The following is a 20,595-nucleotide window of genomic DNA, read 5'->3' as shown; positions in this document are numbered from 1 at the left end:
GACCCGCCTCTCACCTCTTCCTTAGAAGTATGCACGGCGAGGGTCGGGCGGGAGTCGGACTGCGGGAGTCGAGGGCGGCACACGGTAGCGTGGACGAGATAAGCGGAATCAGCTGAACGTAACGAAACGAAGGGATCGAGGTGCACGTGCCCGACGTCTCCGTGGTCGTCATCGTCTACAACGACGCAGAGCGTCTGCCGACAGCAGTCCAGTCGGTTCTGGACCAGACCCTGCACAGCGTCGAAGTCGTGATCGTCGACGACTGCAGCAAGGACCGCTCGTACGCGGTCGCCCAGGAACTGGAATCTGCGCATCCAGGGAGAGTGCGCGCCTTCCAGCTGCCGGAGAACAGCGGCGGCTGCGGTGCGCCGCGCAACCACGGCATCCAGCAGGCCACCGGAACGTACGTGATGTTCCTCGACAGCGACGACGTGCTGGAGCGCAACGCCTGCCGGAACATGCTGGACGCCGCCGAGCGGACCGGATCCGACCTGGTCGCGGGCATGTGCGTACGCGTGCACCTCGACAACCGGTGGGGCAAGACCACCGAGTGGTACCCCTGGATCTACTCGCGCACCCGCACCCTGGAATCGATCACCGAGTACCCCGACCTGCTGGTCTACGACACCCTCTCCACGAACAAGTGCTACCGGCGCGCGTTCCTGCTGGAGCAGGGCCTGGAGTTCCCGGTCGGCATCCACTACGAGGACCTGCTGTTCTCCGCGCAGGCCTACGTGGCCGCCCGCCGCATCACGCTGATCCCGAACCACGTCTACTTCTGGAACGTGGTCGAGAAGGCCGCGGCCCTGTCGATCAGCAACCGGCGCCACGAGATCGCGAACTTCGTCCACCGGATGGAGATCCACCGCCGCGTCGACCGCCTGCTGGCCGAAAAGGGCCACACGGACATCAAGTCCGCGAAGGACGCCAAGTTCCTCAAGCACGACCTCGTGCTGCACCTGCGCGACCTACCGCTGCTGAGCGACGAGTACCGCCAGGAGTTCGCCCGCCTCGCCAACGGCTACCTGGAGGGGATCGACCCGGCGGCGTACGAGAACGTCACCTACCTCCAGGCGATCTGCGCCTACCTGCTGGGCAAGGAGGACTGGGACAACCTGCTCCCGGCCGCCGACGCCATGACCAACAAGGGCCGGCTCACTTCCCCCCTCGCCGAACGCGACGGGCGCGTCTACTGGTGTGCGCAGCACATCGACGGTCCCGACGGCGCCGAGGCCCGCCGGATACTGGACGTCACCGAGCAGGCCTTCCACACCACGCCGCTCACCTCCCTCACCCTGGGCAACCGGCTCACCTCCTACGAGGACGACGGCCGGGGCACAGTCACCATGTCCGGCGCCGTCGTGAACCCGCTGGGCCGGATCCCGGCCGACGCGCAGCTGAAGGCCACGCTGGAGTTCCGGGCCCGCCGGCAGATCGGCGTGCGCTCCTTCAGCTTCCCGGTGGAAACCGTCCGCCACGCCGGTGACACGATCGAGTGGACCGGCACCGCCGACGTCGCGAGCACGGTCCGCCCGCTCGGCATCATCGACGCCGTCTGGGACGTCCGCCTCAAGCTGACCGCGGGCGGCGAACGGATCACCACCCGTGTCGCGATCGGCGGGGTCGACCTGGAGTCGGCGGCCCGGCTGCGCGTGCGCCCGCGGCTGACCCGGCTGGTCTCCGACCGCTTCGGGCCCCAGATGACCAAGAAGGGCAACCTCAGCTACGTGCTGAGCGCCGAGGGCGCCGCCGCCGTCCGCACCCAGTCGCTGATCAACAACGCCATACAGGGCAAGGCGGCCGGCGTGGTCAAGCGGGGCCTGCGCAAGGCGCTGCGGGCTCGCCGCAACATGGGCTCCGGCGAGCAGAAGGTGAAGGTCTACCACGAGGTCTTCTCGAAGCTGCCGATCAAGAAGGGCACGGTCGTCTTCGAGAGCCACATGGGCAAGCAGTACAGCGACAGCCCCAAGGCGATCTACGAGGAGCTGGTCCGCCAGGGCGCGCCGTTCGAGGCGATCTGGTCGTACGCGGGCGCCAAGCCCACCGGCTTCCCCAAGGAGGCCACCTTGGTCAAGCGCTGGAGCTGGCCGTACCTGCGCGCCCTCGCCCAGGCCGAGTACTGGGTCGACAACCAGGGCTTCCCGCTGGCACTGGCCAAGCGCCCGGGGACCACGTACATCCAGACCTGGCACGGCTCGGCGCTCAAGCGGATGGGCTTCCACGAGCCGCGGACCAAGGCGCAGGGCCGGGCCGGCCAGGCCCGTTTCCAGGCGGCCGTCGACCGCTTCGACCACTTCCTGATCCGCTCCGAGCACGACACCCGCACCCTCGCCAAGGGCTTCCGGCTGCGCGACGAGGTGCTGCTGCGCACGGGCTACCCGCGCAACGACGCCCTCGTCGAGGCGCACCGGACCGAATCGCACAGCGGTGAACGGGTGCGCGGGCCCCTCGCGGGCGAGCTCGGCATCGACCCGGACAAGAAGGTGCTGCTGTACGCGCCGACCTTCCGGGCGGGCGCGGACGGCGCGGTGGAGGGCTTCGCCTTCCCCTTCGACGTGGAGGAGTTCGCGGACCGGCTCGGCGACCGCTTCACGCTGCTGGTGCGGACCCACTACCTCAACAGCGTCTCGCTGCCGCCGTCCGTCGCGGGCCGCGTCATCGACGTGTCCCGGCACCACGACATCACCCCGCTGCTGGCCCTCGCCGACGGTCTGATCACCGACTACTCGTCCGTGATGTTCGACTACGCGGTCCTGGACCGGCCGATGCTGTTCTTCGCGTACGACTACGAGAAGTACGCGACGGACATCCGCGGCACGTACTTCGACCTGAAGGAGAAGGCCCCGGGCCCGGTGGTGGCCACGGCGGACGAGCTCCTCCAGGCGCTCGCCGCCTTCGAGGAGGCCGACGTCAAGTACGCCCAGGCGCGGCAGCGTTTCCTCGCCGAGTTCGGCGAGTACGACCGCGGGGACGCGGCCCGCCAGATCGTAGAGAAGTTCTTCACCAGGAGCGGCAAGTGAGCCAGCAGACCGCCACCCCGGGCGGCCGTGACATCTTCATCGTCTCCAACAACGTCGACGAGATCGGCGGCGTGACCACCTGGTCGCACCAGATGGCCCGGCAGTTCACCGACCGCGGCCACCGGGTGCACATCGTGGGCATCGCCCCGGTCGCCGACGACATCCGGCAGCAGCTGCCGCAGGGTCTGCCGTACGAGATGACCACGCTCTACGACGCACACCCGCCGTCGGCCCGCCGGCTGCGCGGGATCAAGGGCCGGCTGAACGCGCCCGAGCGGCGCCGCCAGGCGGCCCGGCGGGCGCAGATGCGGGTCAAGGCGGAGCGGCTGAGCGAGCTGCTGCGGGCAGCCCGTCCGGGCGGTGTCGTCATCGTCACCCAGGTCTGGGCGATGGAGTGGGTGGCGCTCGCCGACACCAAGGGGCTCACCGTCATCGGGATGAGCCACGAGTCGTTCGAGGCCAGCCAGAAGTCCACCCGCGGGGAGCGGGTCCGCCGCTTCTACCCGCAGGTCGACCGGCTGTTGGTGCTGACCGCCGAGGACGCGGACCTGTGGATCCGGGCGGGCATGGAGAACGTGGGGAGCATGCCGAACCCGCTGCCCTTCATGCCCGACTCCCCCGCGCCGCGCACGGAGAAGGTCGTGGCGTGCGTCGGCCGCCTCGGCTTCGAGAAGGGCGTCGACCTGCTGCTCGACACCTGGGCGGACGTCGCACCGCACCACCCCGACTGGACCCTGCGGATCTACGGGGCGGGCGCGGAGGAGGCGACGCTGAAGGCGTACTGCACCTCGCTGGGCCTGGACGACTCCGTGGAGTGGATGGGGAGCACCGCCGACGTACTGGGCGCCCTGCGCGGAGCCTCGGTCTTCGCCCAGGCCTCACGGGCCGAGGGCTTCCCGATCACGCTGCTGGAAGCGATGGCGGCGGGCCTGCCGCCGGCCGCCTTCGACTGCGCGCCGGGCGTACGGGAGATCGTCGAGCACGGCGAGGACGGGCTGCTGGCCCGGCTGGGCAACACGATGGAGCTGGCCGGGCACCTGCGCGAGCTGATGTCCGACCGTGAGCTGCGCGACCGGCTCGGGGACAACGCCTTCCGTTCGGTCAAGCGCTACTCCAGCCCCGAGATCACCGACCGGTGGGAAGAGCTGTTCTCCTTCCTGGAACGCTGACCGCCGCCCCCTGCACGGTACGCATGTGAAGCAGCCCGCCCCGGACGCGTCCGGGGCGGGCTGCTTCACGTGCGGCACGGGCGGTTCGGCTGCCGCCCGGTCAGGGCTTGTGGACGTCCCGGTGGGCGTCCTTGCGGGCCACCTTGTTGGCCTCCCAACCCGCCCAGGCGGAGGTGACCATCTCACGGACGTCGTGCCGGGCCTTCCAGCCCAGCTCCCCGGTGATCTTGTCGGCCGAGGCGACGACCTTCGCCGGGTCGCCGGGGCGGCGCGGGCTGATCACGGGGGCGATGTCGTGCCCGGTGTTCTCGTTCATGAGCGCGACCATCTCGGCGACGGAGACGCCCTCGCCGCGCCCGATGTTGACGGTCAGGTCCTTGTAGTCGCCGGCCGCGGCCCACTCGGCGAGCTTGCGGGCGGCCGCCACGTGGGCCTCCGCGAGGTCCTCGACGTGGATGTAGTCGCGGATGCAGGTGCCGTCCGGGGTCGGGTAGTCGTCACCGAAGATCTTGGCGCCCTGGCCGGCGTCGTAGCGCTCGAAGACCATCGGGACCAGGTTGAAGACGCCGGTGTCGGCGAGCTCGGGGGCCGCGGCGCCCGCCACGTTGAAGTAGCGCAGGCAGGCGGTGGAGATGCCGTGCGCCCTGCCCGCGGCGCGCACCAGCCACTCGCCGGCCAGCTTGGTCTCGCCGTAGGGGCTCAGCGGCTTGCACGGGGTGTCCTCGGTGACCAGGTCCACGTCGGGCATGCCGTAGACGGAGGCGGAGGAGGAGAAGAGGAAGTTGCGGACGCCCGCGTCGGCCACGGCCTGGAGCAGGACGGCAAGGCCCTGCACGTTCTCGTGGTAGTAATACATCGGCTTCTCGACGGACTCGCCGACCTGCTTCTTGCCTGCCAGGTGCACCACGCCGGTGATCTTGTGCTTGCGGATGACCTCCTCCACGGCCAGCCGGTCGAGGACGGAGCCGACCACCAGCGGGACGCCTTCCGGTACGCGGTCCTCGTCGCCCGTGGAGAGGTCGTCGAAGACGACGACCTCCTCCCCCGCGAGCCGCATCGCGCGGACGACGTGCGCGCCGATGTATCCGGCGCCACCGGTGATCAGAAACGTCATGTGTGTCTCCTTGGTCCTGTCCGACTTCGGGATGAAGGGCGCGGCGGTGCGCAGGTCTGCGGCCGGGACCGCCTACGGGGCCTCAGCCCGCCCCACGGCCCGCCCGGGCCCGGTGGAGGCGGTTGCGCACGAGGTACAGCGCGCCCTCGGCGCCGGGCGCGAGGCGCAGCGCGAGGGCGCCGGCCCCCGTCCGGTAGGGCTGCGCCAGCAGCACACCGTACCGGCTGCTGGGCAGCGCCCGACGGCGAAGCAGCCGGCCCTGGGGGCGCAAGGAGGTGAACACCGAGCTCCCGTCGGCACACCGCACGCCCACCCCGACGTTCCACGCCTGCATCCTGCGCAGCCCCTGGCGGCGGCCCGTGACGGCCAGGTCGGCGAGGCGGAACGGCAGCACGGCGACCCAGCCGCCGCTGCGGTCGGGGTACAGCTCGACCGGCTGCGCGAGGACCGGCTCGCCGCCCGCGCGGGGCATGAAGCTCAGCTGCGCGGTGACGGGCCCGGCCTCGGCGAGGCGCCCGTACAGGTCGTGCAGGCGGATCCGTACGGCGGCGCGGCCGGCCGGTTCGGCGTCGACGGTGACGGGCAGCTCGCCGACCGGCAGCGCGGGCAGACCCGCCAGCTCGACCGGGAGCTCCTCGCTCCACACCGGAACTCCGGTGGGGCCGGTCGCGTACGGGGGCAGCAGCCGCGGCGGTTCGGCGGCCAGCCGGGTGAGCCGCTCGACATCGGCGGGCGGGGTGGCGGTGGCGCGCAGCACGGCAACGATCCAGCGGGCGTGGGCCGCGGCGGACTCGATGTCGGCGTCGGGGAAGGTGTCGACGTACTCGCGGGTCAGGGTCCACCAGGCGGCCTGGTACTCGGGGTCCCGGCCGAGCTCGCGCAGGTACATGCGCAGGTCGTACTCCAGGAACTTCACCCGGCAGGCGCTGCCCAGCACCGGGGAGGCCTCGGAGAGGATCCGGGCGGCCGTGCGGTGGGCCTCGATGCGGGAGCGCCAGTTCCCGACGTCCTTGCGGTCCAGGGAGATCGACACCTGGGCGGCGCTGCGGCGCACGTGCCAGACGTAGACGAGGTCGCCGGTGACGGCGATGCGGGGGGCCGCGGCGAGCACGCGGGCGGTGAAGACGAAGTCCTCGTAGATGAACCGGCCGTCGGGGAAGCGCAGGCCGTGTTCCTGGAGGAAGGCACGCTCGTACAGCTTGTTGACGCAGAGCGTGTCGCGGACGAGCTCGGGCCGGTCCACCGGCCGCTCGATCACCTCGCCCGGTACGTGCAGTCCGGGCATCCACGGGACGTCGTGGTGCTGGGGCAGCTCGCGCCGTACCGCCGCGCCGACGGTGACCGGGGCGCGGTGCTCCTCGGCGGTGCGCACGAGGGCGTCGGCGGCTCCCGGCGGCAGGACGTCGTCGCTGTCGAGGAAGAGCACGTACCGGCCGGAAGCAGCCGCGATCCCGTCGTTGCGCGGGGTGCCGCACCCCCCGCTGTTCTCCGTCCGGTGCACGACCTTGAGGCGGGGGTGGACGGCGGCCAGTTCGTCCAGCACCCGCGCGGTGCCGTCGGACGAGGCGTCGTTCACCGCGATGACCTCGGCGACCACCGGGCCCTGGGCGAGGGCCGAGGAAACGGCCTCGCCCACGAGCCCGGCGTCGTTGTACGCGATGACCACGACGGAAACCGTGGGGAGGTTGCTGCTGTTCACCCGGAAGATCCTAGGCGACCCACATAAAGGGGCCTTCAAACCTTCCGGGCACAAGTCCCTCGGGAGGGGCTCAGAACGGCTTGAATTCGTCGTATTCCTTCTGCGCCGAGTCCCCGCGCTGGGCTTCCTTGTCCTTGCGGCGGGTGGTGGCCGGACGCGGGGCGTCCAGACGGTGGTCCTCGCCGCGGCGGCCCAGCATCTCGGCGCCGGCCATCACGGTCGGCTCCCAGTCGAAGACGACCGCGTTCTCGTCGGAGCCGATGGCCACGCCGTCGCCGGCACGGGCGCCGGCCTTCTTGAGCGCCTCCTCGACGCCGAGGCGGTTGAGGCGGTCGGCCAGGTAGCCGACGGCCTCGTCGTTGTTGAAGTCGGTCTGGCGGACCCAGCGCTCCGGCTTCTCGCCGCGCACGTTGTAGACGTCCTCGACCTCGTCGTAGGTGACGGTGAAGCCGGTGTCGTCCACGGCCTTCGGACGGATGACGATACGGGTCGCCTCCTCCTTCGGCTTGCGGGCGCGGGCCTTGGCGATGACCTCGGCGAGGAAGTAGGAGAGCTCCTTCAGACCCGTACGGGCGACCGCGGAGACCTCGAAGACCTTGTAGCCGCGGGCCTCCAGGTCCGGGCGGACCATGTCGGCGAGCTCCTGGCCGTCCGGGATGTCGACCTTGTTGAGGACGACGAGGCGCGGACGCTTCTCCAGGCCGCCGCCGTAGAGCTTGAGCTCCTCCTCGATGACGTCGAGGTCGGCGATCGGGTCGCGGTCGGACTCCAGCGTGGCGGTGTCCAGGACGTGCACCAGCACCGAGCAGCGCTCGACGTGGCGCAGGAACTCCAGGCCCAGGCCACGGCCCTGGCTGGCGCCGGGGATCAGACCCGGGACGTCGGCGATCGTGTAGACCGTGGAACCGGCCGTGACGACGCCCAGGTTCGGGACGAGGGTGGTGAAGGGGTAGTCCGCGATCTTCGGCTTGGCGGAGGAGAGCACCGAGATCAGCGAGGACTTGCCGGCGCTCGGGAAGCCGACCAGCGCCACGTCGGCGACGGTCTTGAGCTCCAGGACGATGTCGCCGGTGGTACCGGGGACGCCGAGGAGCGCGAAGCCGGGGGCCTTGCGGCGGGCGGAGGAGAGCGCGGCGTTGCCGAGACCGCCGCGGCCGCCCTCGGCGGCCACGTAGGTGGTGCCCTGACCGACCAGGTCGGCGAGGACGTTGCCCTCCTTGTCGAGCACGACGGTGCCGTCCGGCACGGGCAGGATCAGGTCCTGGCCGTCCTTGCCGGAGCGGTTGCCGCCCTCGCCGGGCTTGCCGTTCGTGGCCTTGCGGTGCGGGCTGTGGTGGTAGTCCAGCAGGGTGGTGATCGCCTGCTCCACCACCAGGATGACGTCGCCGCCCCGGCCGCCGTTTCCGCCGTCGGGGCCGCCGAGCGGCTTGAACTTCTCCCGGTGAACGGAGGCGCAGCCGTGGCCCCCGTTACCCGCGGCGACGTGCAGCTCGACGCGGTCCACGAAGGTGGTCATGGGTGTTCCTCCAGATACATACGGGAATGTCCCGGGCAGGTCGTATGACTACCACTGCCCATTAAAACGTGGTCTGTATGACAACGCGCCGAGGGCGGACCTCTCTTCCCGGCTTGCGCCGGGAAGAGCTGAGATCCGCCCTCGGGAGGTTACGAACGCGCTAGATCAGCAGGAGCTGGATCAGGCGGCCGGAACGATGTTGACGACCTTGCGGCCACGGTGCGTGCCGAACTGGACCGAACCGGCCTGCAGCGCGAACAGCGTGTCGTCGCCACCACGACCGACACCCGAACCCGGGTGGAAGTGGGTGCCGCGCTGGCGGACGAGGATCTCACCAGCGGAAACGACCTGACCGCCGAAGCGCTTCACGCCGAGCCGCTGGGCATTGGAGTCGCGCCCGTTCCGGGTGGACGATGCGCCCTTCTTGTGTGCCATGTCTCAGTCCCTCTTACTTCGCAGCCGCGGGGATACCGGTGACCTTGATCGCCGTGTACTGCTGGCGGTGACCCTGGCGACGGCGGTAGCCGGTCTTGTTCTTGTAGCGCAGGATGTCGATCTTGGCGCCCTTGTGGTGGTCCACAACCTCGGCCGTGACCTTGATGCCGGCCAGGACCCACGGGTCGCTGGTCACGGCTTCGCCGTCGACAACGAGCAGGGTCGAGAGCTCGACCGTGTCGCCAACCTTGGCAGTGGAAATCTTGTCAACCTCAACGATGTCGCCGACAGCAACCTTGTGCTGGCGACCACCGCTGCGCACGATGGCGTACACGCGGATCTCTCTCTCACTCGGGACGGATGCTCCTGAAGCCAGCCGCTCAGGCAAGCCCCGCCGAGAAGGCGGAACCGCACCGATCCGGATTGGACGAGCGGCCTCTCTCGCCCGACGCTTGCGCGTACGGAACGTGAGGAAGGTGCTCAGGAGCGCGGCGCTCTCTAAGACACGCCGACGGTCTAGGTTACGGGGCCGGTTCCGGAGGGTCAAACCGGGCCCGTACGGCCGTGGGCCCCGCCACTCGGCGGGGCCCACGAACGTCGTGTCACTCAGCGGTGGATCAGGCTTCGGTCGGAGCCGAGACGGACGGAGGCGTCTGCTGCTCCGCCGCCGCGGTCTTCTTCGTCGCCCGCTTCACCGCGGTCTTCTTGGTCGTGGCCGCCTTCTTGGCCACGGTCTTCTTGGCGGCCGCCGCCTTCTTGGCCGGGGCCTTCTTCGCCGCGGTCGCCTTCTTGGCCGGGGCCTTCTTGGCGGCCTTCTTGGCCGGTGCGGCCTCCTCGACCACCGGTGCGGCTTCCTCGGCCGGAGCCGCGGGAGCTTCCTCGGGCGACGGGGCCTCGACGACCACCACGGCGGCCTCTGCCGCGCCGGCCGGGGAGCCGGCGGGGGCGGTGGCCTTGCGGGTGGCACGGCGACGCGGGCGGGCCGGAGCGGCCTCCACGACGGGGGCCTCCTCGACCTCGGCGACGACCTCGGGCTCGGGCTCCGGCACGACGACCGGCTCCGGCTCCGGGGCCACCTCGGCCGCGGGGGCCGGGGCGCCCGCCGGGGCGGTGGCCTTACGGGTCGCGCGGCGACGCGTACGGCCCTTCGGCGCGGCCTCCTCGACCGCCTCCGCGACCTCGGCGGTCTCGGCGACGAACTCGGGAGCCGGCTCCAGCACCGTCTCGGCCGGCTCGGTCACCGGCTCGTCCACGGCCGCGGGAGCCGGAGCCTGGACCGGAGCACGGTCCGGAGCGACCGCACCGCGCGGGGCGCCCGCCGGAGCGGTCGCCTTGCGGGTGGCGCGGCGCCGGTTGCGGCGACCGCTGATGCCCGCGGCGGCCTCGGCCTCGGCCGGGCTGCTGTAGAGCTCCTCGTCCGCGACGAACTCCGGCTCGGGCAGGGCGCGCGGCGCGGCCGCCTCGGCAGCCACCTCCGCCTCGGACTCGAAGGCCTCGGGCTCGACCGTCTCGACCTCGTGGTCGTGCTGGTCGAACTCGGCGCGACCTCCGCGGCGCTTGGAGCGCTTGCCGTTGCCACCGCCGCCGATCGCGGTCGGCTGCTCCATGTGCACGATGACACCGCGGCCGTTGCAGTGGACGCAGGTCTCGGAGAAGGACTCCAGCAGACCCTGGCCCACCCGCTTGCGGGTCATCTGGACCAGGCCCAGCGAGGTGACCTCGGCGACCTGGTGCTTCGTACGGTCACGGCCCAGGCACTCCAGCATGCGCCGCAGGACCAGGTCGCGGTTGGACTCCAGGACCATGTCGATGAAGTCGATGACGACGATGCCGCCCAGGTCGCGCAGCCGCAGCTGGCGCACGATCTCCTCGGCCGCCTCCAGGTTGTTCCTGGTGACGGTCTCTTCGAGGTTGCCGCCCTGACCGGTGAACTTGCCGGTGTTGACGTCGATGACGATCATCGCCTCGGTCTTGTCGATCACAAGCGAGCCGCCCGAGGGCAGCCACACCTTGCGGTCGAGCGCCTTGGCGAGCTGCTCGTCGATCCGGTACGTCGCGAAGACGTCGACCTCGGAGGTCCAGCGGGACAGCCGGTCGGCCAGGTCCGGGGCCACGTGGTTCACGTAGCCGTGGATGGTCTCCCAGGCGCCGTCGCCGCTGACGATGACCTTCGAGAAGTCCTCGTTGAAGATGTCGCGCACGACGCGGACGGTCATGTCCGGCTCGCCGTACAGCAGGCTCGGCGAAGAGGTCGAGATCTGCTTCGACTTCTTCTGGATGTCCTCCCACTGGGCCTGCAGGCGCTCGACGTCGCGGCGCAGCTCGTCCTCGCTCGCACCCTCGGCGGCGGTGCGCACGATGACGCCCGCGTCCTCGGGGACGATCTTCTTGAGGATGGTCTTCAGACGCGCGCGCTCGGTGTCGGGCAGCTTGCGGCTGATGCCGGTCATCGAGCCCTCGGGCACGTAGACCAGGTAGCGGCCGGGCAGCGAGACCTGGCTGGTCAGGCGGGCGCCCTTGTGGCCGATCGGATCCTTGGTGACCTGCACCAGGACGGACTGGCCGGACTTGAGGGCGGACTCGATGCGGCGCGGCCCGTTGGCCATGCCGAGCGCCTCGAAGTTGACCTCACCGGCGTACAGGACCGCGTTGCGGCCCTTGCCGATGTCGATGAAGGCGGCCTCCATCGACGGCAGCACGTTCTGGACCTTGCCCAGGTAGACGTTGCCGACGTACGAGGTGGCCTCTTCCTTGTTGACGTAGTGCTCGACGAGCACGTTGTCCTCGAGGACGCCGATCTGGGTGCGCTCGCCGGCCTGGCGGACGACCATGACGCGCTCGACGGCCTCGCGGCGGGCCAGGAACTCGGCCTCGGTGATGATCGGCACGCGTCGGCGGCCCTGCTCGCGGCCCTCGCGGCGGCGCTGCTTCTTCGCCTCCAGGCGGGTCGAGCCCTTGATGGACTGGACCTCGTCGGAGGACTCGGCCTTCTCCCGCGCGGGGCGCGGTTCGCGGACCTTGACGACGGTGCGCACGCCGTCCTCGTCGCCGGCTTCGGCGGCCTCGGCAGGGCCCTCGCCACTACGGCGACGGCGACGGCGGCGACGGCGGCTGGAGCTGGAGCCGAGGGCCTCGTCGGCCTCCTCGTCCTCTTCCTCCTCGGCGTCCCGCTCGGCGGTCTCCTGCTCGGCGCCCTCGGCCTCGTCCTCGGCGGACTCGTCGAGGTCGGCGGCCTCACCGCGACGGCGGCGACGGCCACCACGACGGCGGCGGCGCGACGGGCGCTCGCCCGACTCGTCGCCCTCTTCGAAGTCGGCGGACTCCTCGTCCAGCTCGGCGGCCTCGGCCTCCGGCTCCTCCGCGAGCACCTCGGGAAGGGAGACGGGGGCGGGCTCGGCGACCGGAGCGGCCTCGGCGGCGCCGCGACCACGGCGACGGCGGCGACCGGCGGGCTGCGCGACGGGGGCCGCGGTGACCTCGGCCTCGAACTCGGTCTCCTCTTCCTCCTCGACCTCTTCGGCCGGGGCGGCGGCGCGAGCGGCCGCGGCGGCCATGGCAGCGGTCTCGGGGGTCTGGAACATCGGCTCGGCGAAGACCGGGGCCTGGAAGACGGCCACGGCGGGACGCGCAGCGCGGCGGGCGCGGGCCGGGGCGGCCGGCTCGGCGCTCTCGGCGACGGGCTGCGGGGCGGCGGCCGGAGCGGCGGAGCGGGTGGCGCGGCGGCGGCCGCCGCGCTTGGGCGAGTCCACGGCGTCGGCGACGGTCACGGCGCGGACGGCCTTGGGGGCCTCCTCCTCCACGACGGGCGCCGGCTCGGCGGCGGGAGCCTCGACCACGGCAGCGGCCTCGGCGGCCGGAGCGGTCACGGCACGGGTGGCACGACGACGGGCACGCGGCGCCGGAGCGGCCGGAGCCTCCTCCTCCACCACGGGCGCCGGCTCGGCGGCGGGAGCCTCGACCACGGCAGCGGCCTCGGCGGCCGGAGCGGTCACGGCACGGGTGGCACGACGACGGGCACGCGGCGCCGGAGCGGCCGGAGCCTCCTCCTCCACCACGGGCGCCGGCTCGGCGGCGGGAGCCTCGACCACGGCAGCGGCCTCGGCGGCCGGAGCGGTCACGGCGCGAGTGGCACGACGACGGGCACGCGGCGCCGGAGCGGCCGGAGCCTGCTCCTCCACCACGGGCGCGGCCTCGACCACGGCGGTCGGAGCCTCCGGGGCGGCGACGGCGCGGGTCGCGCGGCGACGGGTCCGCGGAGCGGGAGCGGCGGGCTCCTCGGCGGCGGGGGCGGCGGCAGGGGCCACCGGCTCGGCGGCCGGGGTCTCGACGACGACGGCCTCGGCGGCCGGGGTCGCCGGGGCGGCCACGGCGCGGGTCGCGCGGCGGCGGGGACGAGCGGGGGCGGCGGCCGGAGCGGCCTCTTCGGCGGGGGCGGCCGGGGCGGCCTCGGTCACCGGGGCCGTCTCGGCGACGGCGCCACCGGGCGGGCCCGCGGGCCGGGAGGCGGCACGGCGGCGACGGCGCGGCGGCAGGTTGTCGCTGGGGCTGCCGTTGTCGGCGCTACCAGCAGGGGTGGTGTCGTTTTCGTTGTTGAGCATTGCGGGCGGTTCTCCCGTCACGCTCCCGGGCGCCGCGGCTGACTTCCGGTCCGGCACGGCTCCGCGTAATGAGCGCGGAACCGGCCTCCGGGGCGCGTTCGCCACACGGGAGCTGTAGTCCATGGCCGCCGGTTCCGTACGTCTTGTCCGTACGGCCTGGCGGAAGTCTTCAGGTCTGTGCGCGGCCCGACCCAGGTGGCTCCCGAGTGCCAGGGCTGCGCGACGACGGCGTTCCTTACGCGGCGGGACCTTCCGGCGCCGTCGCGTCGGCTGCTACGGCGGCCGTGGGTGGAGCGGCCGTGTCAGCCTCGCGGTCGGGCGCGAGCGGGTCGGTCACCGTGCCGGACTCCTCGTCGAAGAGCCCCTGCGCCAGCCTGGTCACCGCTGAGGGGACCGGCGGCGCCAGGTCGGCCACAGCTCGGAGACCGGACAGGACGTCGTCGGGTCGCACGGCAGGTGTCAGATGCCGAACAACCAGCCGCAGTATCGCACAGGCATTGTCCAGCGGCCTATCAGCCGGGGCGGGAAGCGCTTCGAGACTGACGACCGCGCCACGCGTGTCGAAGGTCCGCATTCCGTTCTTGGTCCGGCGCTGCACCTCCACGTTCTCGGCGGCGAGGAAGGCCGACACGGCCCGCTCGGCCTCGGCGAGCTCCACTCCGTCCAGGCGCAGCTCCCAGACGGAGGCGGTCAGCCGGTCCGCGAGGCCCGAGGTGCGGGCCTCGACGGCGTCGATGATGTCGAGTCCGGTGGGCATCGACTCGTCGAGCAGCTCGCGGAGCTTGTGCGGGTCGCGGGGCTCTGCGAGGGCGATCTCCAGGTACTCGGCCTCGCTGCCGGTGCCGGTCGGGGCGGCGTTCGCGTACGAGACGCGCGGGTGCGGGGTGAAGCCGGCCGAGTACGCCATCGGCACCTCGGCGCGGCGCAGGGCCCGCTCGAAGGCGCGCTGGAAGTCACGGTGGCTGGTGAACCGGAGGCGGCCGCGCTTGGTGTAGCGCAGTCGGATGCGCTGCACCACCGGTGCGGGAGGCGGGCCTTCGGGCTGTCGCTTGCCCAGTGGTTCTTCTCCTTGTGCGGGGCTCCGCGGCTCGCGCGTCGCCCTGAGGTCTGTCGACCCGCTCCGGCTCACCCCTGCCGTCGGGGCAAGGAGATCTCGTCAGCGGGTGCCGCGTGGGCGGCTGTCGTACTACCCAGAGTACGCGCCCGTGACCTCGACGGTTCCACGGGAGGAGCACCGAACAGCGCTCGGCGTACGGTGGCGCGCGCCTCGCGGACCGCGGCGCGACCGCTCCGCCAGACCTCGCGCACGGCGTGCCCGACGGGGGTGAGCACGTGCCGGTACACCCGGGAGGCGGGCCAGCCGACCAGCACCCAACCGACCCACTTGAGCCCCCGCCACAGGGCGCCGACGATCCGCCCGGCCACGTGCCAGGCCCATACGAGGACCTGCCCGACCGGCGCGAGCACGTACCGGTACAGGGCGACGGCCAGCCACGCGACGCCGAGCCCGACGGGCCGCAGCAGGTACCGGTACCCGGCGACCGCCAGCCATACGAAGCCCAGCCCGACCGGACGCAGCAGATACCGGAACACCGCGACCGCCAGCCATACGAGCCCCAGGCCGACGGGACGCAGCACGTACCGGTGGAACACTGCGGCCAGCCACACGATCCCGCGGCCGACGGGCGCGAGCACGTAGCGCCACAGCCCGACCCACGGCCACACGAACAACGTCATGCCGAGGGCCCATCCGATCCAGCCGACGCCCTTGGCGAGGGGCGCGAGCAGGTAGCGCATGCCACCCCGGCCGACCCAGGCCAGCGCTTCCCCGAGCGGACGCAGGAGGCGGACGGTCAGGAACCGCCCGGCCGGCGCCAGCACCTGGCCGTACAGACCCCGCCACACCCATGTCAGCCCCTGGCCGACCGGAACGATCACGTACCGCCACAGCCCGACCCACGGCCAGACGAAGACCAGCTTGAACAGGGCGGTCAGCAGCCAGCCCAACGCCCGGAGCAGCGGCTCGAGGACGTGGACGTACAGCGGCCGCAGGACGTGCCGGTGCACGGCCCGGCCCCCGGCGACCAGCAGTTCCCAGACCACTCGTACGGGCAGTACGACGAGTACGGCGACGACCTTCACGGGGACCCTGATGACGCCCACCAGGCACCCGTCGCCACCGCCGGCCGGAGGCCGCTTGTCCGTTTCCATGCAGGTGAGGACACGACGGAGGCCCCCACCCGTTGCGGGCGGGGGCCTCTCGTGACCCAACGGTTACTTCACGACGGACAGCGGCAACAGCTTCTTGCCGGTGGGGCCGATCTGGATCTCGGTCTGCATCTGAGGACACACGCCGCAGTCGAAGCACGGGGTCCAGCGGCAGTCGTCGACCTCGGTCTCGTCGAGGGCGTCCTGCCAGTCCTCCCAGAGCCAGTCCTTGTCGAGACCGGAGTCCAGGTGGTCCCAGGGCAGGACCTCCTCGTAGGTGCGCTCGCGGGTCGTGTACCAGGCCACGTCCACGCCGTAGGCGGGCAGCGTCTTCTCGGCCGCCTCCATCCAGCGGTCGTAGCTGAAGTGCTCGCGCCAGCCGTCGAAGCGGCCGCCCGACTCGTACACGGCGCGGATGACGTCGCCGATGCGGCGGTCACCGCGCGAGAGGAGGCCTTCGACGATGCCCGGCTTGCCGTCGTGGTAGCGGAAGCCGATGGAGCGGCCGTACTTCTTGTCGCCGCGGATCTTGTCGCGGAGCTTGCCCAGGCGGGCGTCCGTCTCCTCGGCCGACAGCTGCGGCGCCCACTGGAAGGGGGTGTGCGGCTTGGGCACGAACCCGCCGATGGACACCGTGCAGCGGATGTCGTTCTGGCCGGAGACCTCGCGGCCCTTGGCGATGACGTTGACCGCCATGTCGCCGATCTGGAGCACGTCCTCGTCGGTCTCGGTGGGCAGGCCGCACATGAAGTACAGCTTCACCTGGCGCCAGCCGTTGCCGTACGCGGTGGCCACCGTCCGGATCAGGTCCTCTTCCGAGACCATCTTGTTGATGACCTTGCGCATGCGCTCGGAGCCGCCCTCGGGGGCGAAGGTCAGGCCGGAGCGGCGACCGTTGCGGGTCAGCTCGTTGGCCAGGTCCACGTTGAACGCGTCCACGCGGGTCGACGGCAGGGACAGGCCCACCTTGTCGTCCGTGTAGCGGTCGGCGAGGCCCTTGGCGATGTCGGCGATCTCGGTGTGGTCCGCGGAGGACAGGGAGAGGAGGCCGACCTCCTCGAAGCCGGTGGCCTTCAGACCCTTCTCCACCATCTCGCCGATGCCGGTGATGCTTCGCTCCCGCACGGGGCGCGTGATCATGCCGGCCTGGCAGAAACGGCAGCCGCGGGTGCAGCCGCGGAAGATCTCCACGGACATGCGCTCGTGGACGGTCTCGGCGAGCGGGACCAGGGGCTGCTTGGGGTACGGCCACTCGTCGAGGTCCATGACGGTGTGCTTGGACACGCGCCACGGCACGCCGGAGCGGTTGGGCACGACACGGCCGATGCGGCCGTCCGGCAGGTACTCGACGTCGTAGAAGCCCGGCACGTAGACGTTGCCGGTCTTGGCGAGACGGAGGAGGACCTCTTCGCGCCCGCCCGGCCGCCCCTCGGCCTTCCAGGTGCGGATGATCTCGGTCATGTCGAGGACGGCCTGCTCGCCGTCGCCGATGACCGCGCAGTCGATGAACTCCGCGATCGGCTCGGGGTTGAAGGCCGCGTGGCCGCCCGCGAGGACGATCGGGTGGTCGACGGTGCGGTTGCGGGCCTCCAGCGGGATGCCTGCGAGGTCCAGGGCCGTGAGCATGTTGGTGTAGCCCAGCTCCGTGGAGAAGGACAGGCCGAACACGTCGAAGGCGGAGACCGGGCGGTGGCTGTCCACGGTGAACTGCGGCACCTTGTGCTCGCGCATCAGTTCTTCGAGGTCGGGCCACACGCTGTAGGTGCGCTCGGCGAGGACGCCCTCGCGCTCGTTGAGCACCTCGTACAGGATCATGACGCCCTGGTTGGGCAGCCCGACTTCGTACGCGTCCGGGTACATGAGCGCCCAGCGGACGTCGCAGCTCTCCCACTCCTTGACCGTGGAGTTGAGTTCACCGCCGACGTACTGGATGGGCTTCTGCACATGCGGAAGCAGGGCCTCAAGCTGAGGGAAGACCGACTCGGTCATCACGCGACTTTCGTGAAGCGGGCAGGGGGCAGCTCTCAAGCGTACCTCGATGCTCAGCCGCCCCCACCCACATGATCATCCCAGGCCGGCCCGCAGCGCCGGGTCGGAGCACTTCGCCCAGACGTCGGGGAGCTCCCTCTCGCGCCGCTCCGCCAGGGCCTCCTCGCGCGCGTAGAGCACGCCCCAGGTGAAGGCGGACTCCCCCGCGGCCGTCGCCTGGACGGCGAGGCCGCGCAGGGCGCCGCGGGCCACCACGCTGTCCTGGTGGTCGCCGAGCAGGTTCTGCACCGCCTTCCCCGCCTTGGCCAGGTTCTTCGCCGGTCCGCCGAGTACGGGCACGGCCGACTCGGCCGCGTACCGGACGCGCTTGGCCGCCTTGCGGGCGTCGTGCAGGGCCAGGTCGCGCTGCTCGCCCTCGGCGAGCGAGAGGGCGCTCTCGACGCGGACGGCGAGGCGCGCGTAGTCGCGGAGCACCGCCTTCGGCAGGACCGCCTCCGGGGGCCGGGCGGCGCCCTTCAGCAGGGGCGGCGCGTCCAGCACGGCGTCGAGGGAGTCCAGCAGGGCCACGTAGCGCGGGCTGTCGAGCACGGCCAGGGCCCGGCGTCGCGAGCCGGAGCGGCGGGCAGTGTTCCACACGCGCAGCCTGCTGCGGACCGGCCCGATCATGAGGGTGCGGGGCAGCTCGCCGAGGTGGGTCTGGATCCGCTCCAGCAGGACCTCCTGGTCGCGGTCGACGCCGAGCTCGGCGGCCAGCCAGCGCAGCTCCTCGCCGATCGGGTCGGTGGCGGCCCGGTCGATCACCTTGCGGTACGTCTTGAAGGCGCTGCGGATCCGGCGGCTGGCGACCCGCATCTGGTGGACGGAGTCCGGCAGCCCGCGGCGCACGGCCGGGTCCTGGGCGACGAGCGCGTCGCGCTGTTCGCGCAGGTACGCGAGCACGTGCGCGCCCGTGGTGCCTTCGGGGCCGCCGCCCGCGGGCCGGGCCGGGGGCTCGCCCGCGGTTTCGGCGAGGGCCCGGGCGAGCTTCGAGGGGGCGTCGGAGACCCGGAGTCCGGCCTTGCGGAAGGTCTTCTCCACGGCGTCGAGCAGTTCGGGGTCGACGCCGTCGGCGAGTTCCACCTCGACCTCGGTCCAGGTGACAGTGGTCTCGCCGCGCTCGGCGACGACGGCGTCGGTGCTCAGTTCCGCGAGGAGGGCGCCGCCCGCGTCGAGGAGGTGGCTGACCTTGCGCGAGGAGAGGAGTCTGACCTGCGGCTGGAGCCCGGCGCCGCGGACGCGGGAGCGGACGAGGGCGGCGAGGGAGGGCGGGACCGTGTCGCTGAGCGCGGCCCCGATCTCGTCGCGCACTCCCGGGGAGACGGGGAGTTTGAGGTGCCAGCCCTCGTCCGCGCCGCCGGTTCTGCGCCGCAGGGTGAGGCCGTCGGCGGCGAGCCGCTGGTCGGGGGTGTCGTAGTAGACGGCGTCGAGGTCCACGGTGCCCTGGTCGGAGACGGCCGCGATGGCGGCCGTGCCCGTTAGGTCCGGCACCCCGTGCCGGGCAGATTTGGCCTTGGAGAACTCGAATTTCCGCTCGATTTCGCGCTTGGTGTCCGCCATAGACCGAACTTAGTCCTGAACGGATCACGTCGGCAGGGTGAACGGAACATCAGGCTGACAATGGCCGCTGCACCTTGATCGACTGAAGGAGGCCGATCGCCACCCACACCGCGAACATCGATGATCCTCCGTACGAGACGAACGGTAGGGGGAGCCCGGCCACCGGCATGATCCCGAGGGTCATCCCGATGTTCTCGAAGGACTGGAAGGCGAACCAGGCGATGATCCCGGCGCACACGATCGTCCCGTACAGCTCGGTGGTCTCCCGGGCGATCATGCAGGCCCGCCACAGGATGACGCCGAGCAGCAGCAGGATCAGTCCGGCCCCGACGAAGCCGAGCTCCTCCCCCGCCACGGTGAAGACGAAGTCGGTCTGCTGCTCGGGCACGAACTGGCCGGTGGTCTGCGAGCCCTTGAAGAGCCCGGAGCCGGTCAGACCGCCGGAGCCGATCGCGATGCGCGCCTGGTTGGTGTTGTAGCCGACGCCCGCCGGGTCGAGCTCGGGGTTGGCGAAGGCCGCGAAGCGGTTGATCTGGTACTCGTCGAGGACGCCGAGCTGCCATATCAGGACGGCACCGCTCGCGCCGGCGCCGAGCAGGCCGATCACCCAGCGGTTGGAGGCGCCGGAGGCCAGCAGCACGCCGAGCACGATCACGATCATGACCATCACGGAGCCGAGGTCGGGCATCAGCATGACGATGCCCATCGGGGCCGCGGCCAGGCAGAGCGACTTGACGACCGTGCGGTGGTCGGGGTGGGCGAGGTCGCCCGCGTCCACCCGGGTGGCCAGCAGCATCGCCATCACCAGGATGATCGTGATCTTCACGAACTCGGACGGCTGGAGGGAGAATCCGCCGCCGATGACGATCCATGCGTGGGCGCCGTTGATGGTGGCGCCGAGCGGGGTCAGTACGGCGAGGATCAGCAGCAGGGAGAGCCCGTAGAGGATCGGCACGGCGCCGCGCAGGGTGCGGTGGCCGAGCCAGATCGTGCCGATCATCAGCACGAGGCCGATGCCGGTGTTCAGGGCGTGCCGGGCAAGGAAGTAGTACGGGTCCCCCTGGTTCAGCGCGGTCCTGTTGCGGGTCGCCGACCACACCAGCAGGGCGCCGATGCAGGAGAGGGCGGTCGCGGAGAGGAGTATCGGCCAGTCGAGCCGGCGCACCACCGAGTCGCGGGCGGTGAGCTTGGCCATCGCCCCGCGCTCGGGCGCGTACCGGGAGACGGAGAACTTGTTGGCGGTCTGCATGT

The 20,595-nt window shown here is 71.7% G+C and carries 13 protein-coding genes; 2 read left to right on the top strand and 11 right to left on the bottom strand.

Going from position 1 to position 20,595, the window contains the following annotated elements; genetic code table 11:
- Positions 1–140 precede the first annotated feature (140 nt).
- Positions 141–3,020, top strand: a complete 2,880-nt coding sequence (locus tag OG594_RS07770) for a bifunctional glycosyltransferase family 2 protein/CDP-glycerol:glycerophosphate glycerophosphotransferase (RefSeq protein WP_266596538.1) — start codon at positions 141–143, stop codon at positions 3,018–3,020.
- Complete coding sequence (locus OG594_RS07765; RefSeq protein ID WP_266596536.1) at positions 3,017–4,189, top strand: glycosyltransferase; 1,173 nt, start codon at positions 3,017–3,019, stop codon at positions 4,187–4,189. Before OG594_RS07770 ends, OG594_RS07765 begins: the two co-directional genes overlap by 4 nt.
- A 100-nt stretch (positions 4,190–4,289) precedes the next feature.
- Here OG594_RS07765 and galE read toward each other — a convergent pair whose 3' ends face one another.
- The 11 genes from galE to rodA all read right to left on the bottom strand — a co-directional run bounded on the left by galE (position 4,290) and on the right by rodA (position 20,593).
- Complete coding sequence (gene galE / locus OG594_RS07760; protein WP_266596534.1) at positions 4,290–5,303, bottom strand: UDP-glucose 4-epimerase GalE; 1,014 nt, start codon at positions 5,301–5,303, stop codon at positions 4,290–4,292.
- A gap of 82 nt (positions 5,304–5,385) precedes the next feature.
- Positions 5,386–7,002 (bottom strand): glycosyltransferase family 2 protein, encoded by a 1,617-nt coding sequence (locus OG594_RS07755; protein ID WP_266596532.1) that lies wholly within the window; start codon positions 7,000–7,002, stop codon positions 5,386–5,388.
- A gap of 70 nt (positions 7,003–7,072) precedes the next feature.
- Positions 7,073–8,518: a GTPase ObgE gene (gene obgE, locus OG594_RS07750; protein ID WP_266596530.1), complete on the bottom strand. Its 1,446-nt coding sequence runs from the start codon at positions 8,516–8,518 to the stop codon at positions 7,073–7,075.
- A 180-nt stretch (positions 8,519–8,698) separates the two neighbouring features.
- Positions 8,699–8,953 carry a 50S ribosomal protein L27 gene (gene rpmA, locus OG594_RS07745; RefSeq protein ID WP_030840805.1) on the bottom strand — a complete coding sequence of 85 codons (255 nt, stop codon included), beginning with the start codon at positions 8,951–8,953 and terminating at the stop codon, positions 8,699–8,701.
- Positions 8,954–8,966: 13 nt separating this feature from the next.
- Positions 8,967–9,287: a 50S ribosomal protein L21 gene (gene rplU / locus OG594_RS07740; protein WP_030013082.1), complete on the bottom strand. Its 321-nt coding sequence runs from the start codon at positions 9,285–9,287 to the stop codon at positions 8,967–8,969.
- A 283-nt stretch (positions 9,288–9,570) separates the two neighbouring features.
- Positions 9,571–13,551 carry an Rne/Rng family ribonuclease gene (locus tag OG594_RS07735; protein ID WP_266596526.1) on the bottom strand — a complete coding sequence of 1,327 codons (3,981 nt, stop codon included), beginning with the start codon at positions 13,549–13,551 and terminating at the stop codon, positions 9,571–9,573.
- A gap of 235 nt (positions 13,552–13,786) precedes the next feature.
- A complete protein-coding gene (locus OG594_RS07730) occupies positions 13,787–14,566 on the bottom strand; it encodes a TIGR03936 family radical SAM-associated protein (protein WP_266596524.1) in 780 nt (259 codons plus the stop codon).
- A 110-nt stretch (positions 14,567–14,676) separates the two neighbouring features.
- Complete coding sequence (locus OG594_RS07725; protein ID WP_266596522.1) at positions 14,677–15,762, bottom strand: hypothetical protein; 1,086 nt, start codon at positions 15,760–15,762, stop codon at positions 14,677–14,679.
- A gap of 63 nt (positions 15,763–15,825) precedes the next feature.
- Positions 15,826–17,751, bottom strand: coding sequence for a TIGR03960 family B12-binding radical SAM protein (locus OG594_RS07720; RefSeq protein WP_184791952.1), 1,926 nt, complete (start codon positions 17,749–17,751; stop codon positions 15,826–15,828).
- Between the two features lie 72 nt (positions 17,752–17,823).
- The gene (locus OG594_RS07715) at positions 17,824–19,344 is read right to left on the bottom strand and encodes a CYTH and CHAD domain-containing protein (RefSeq protein WP_266596519.1); all 1,521 of its coding nucleotides are present in this window, start codon (positions 19,342–19,344) and stop codon (positions 17,824–17,826) included.
- A 49-nt stretch (positions 19,345–19,393) separates the two neighbouring features.
- Positions 19,394–20,593, bottom strand: a complete 1,200-nt coding sequence (gene rodA, locus OG594_RS07710) for a rod shape-determining protein RodA (RefSeq protein ID WP_266596517.1) — start codon at positions 20,591–20,593, stop codon at positions 19,394–19,396.
- Between the last annotated feature and the right edge of the window lie 2 nt (positions 20,594–20,595).

Origin of the sequence: Streptomyces sp. NBC_01214 (assembly GCF_026340975.1) — a bacterium.
In the GTDB taxonomy this organism is placed as follows: Bacteria; Actinomycetota; Actinomycetes; order Streptomycetales; family Streptomycetaceae; genus Streptomyces.
This window is presented reverse-complemented; position numbering and strand designations above follow the sequence as displayed.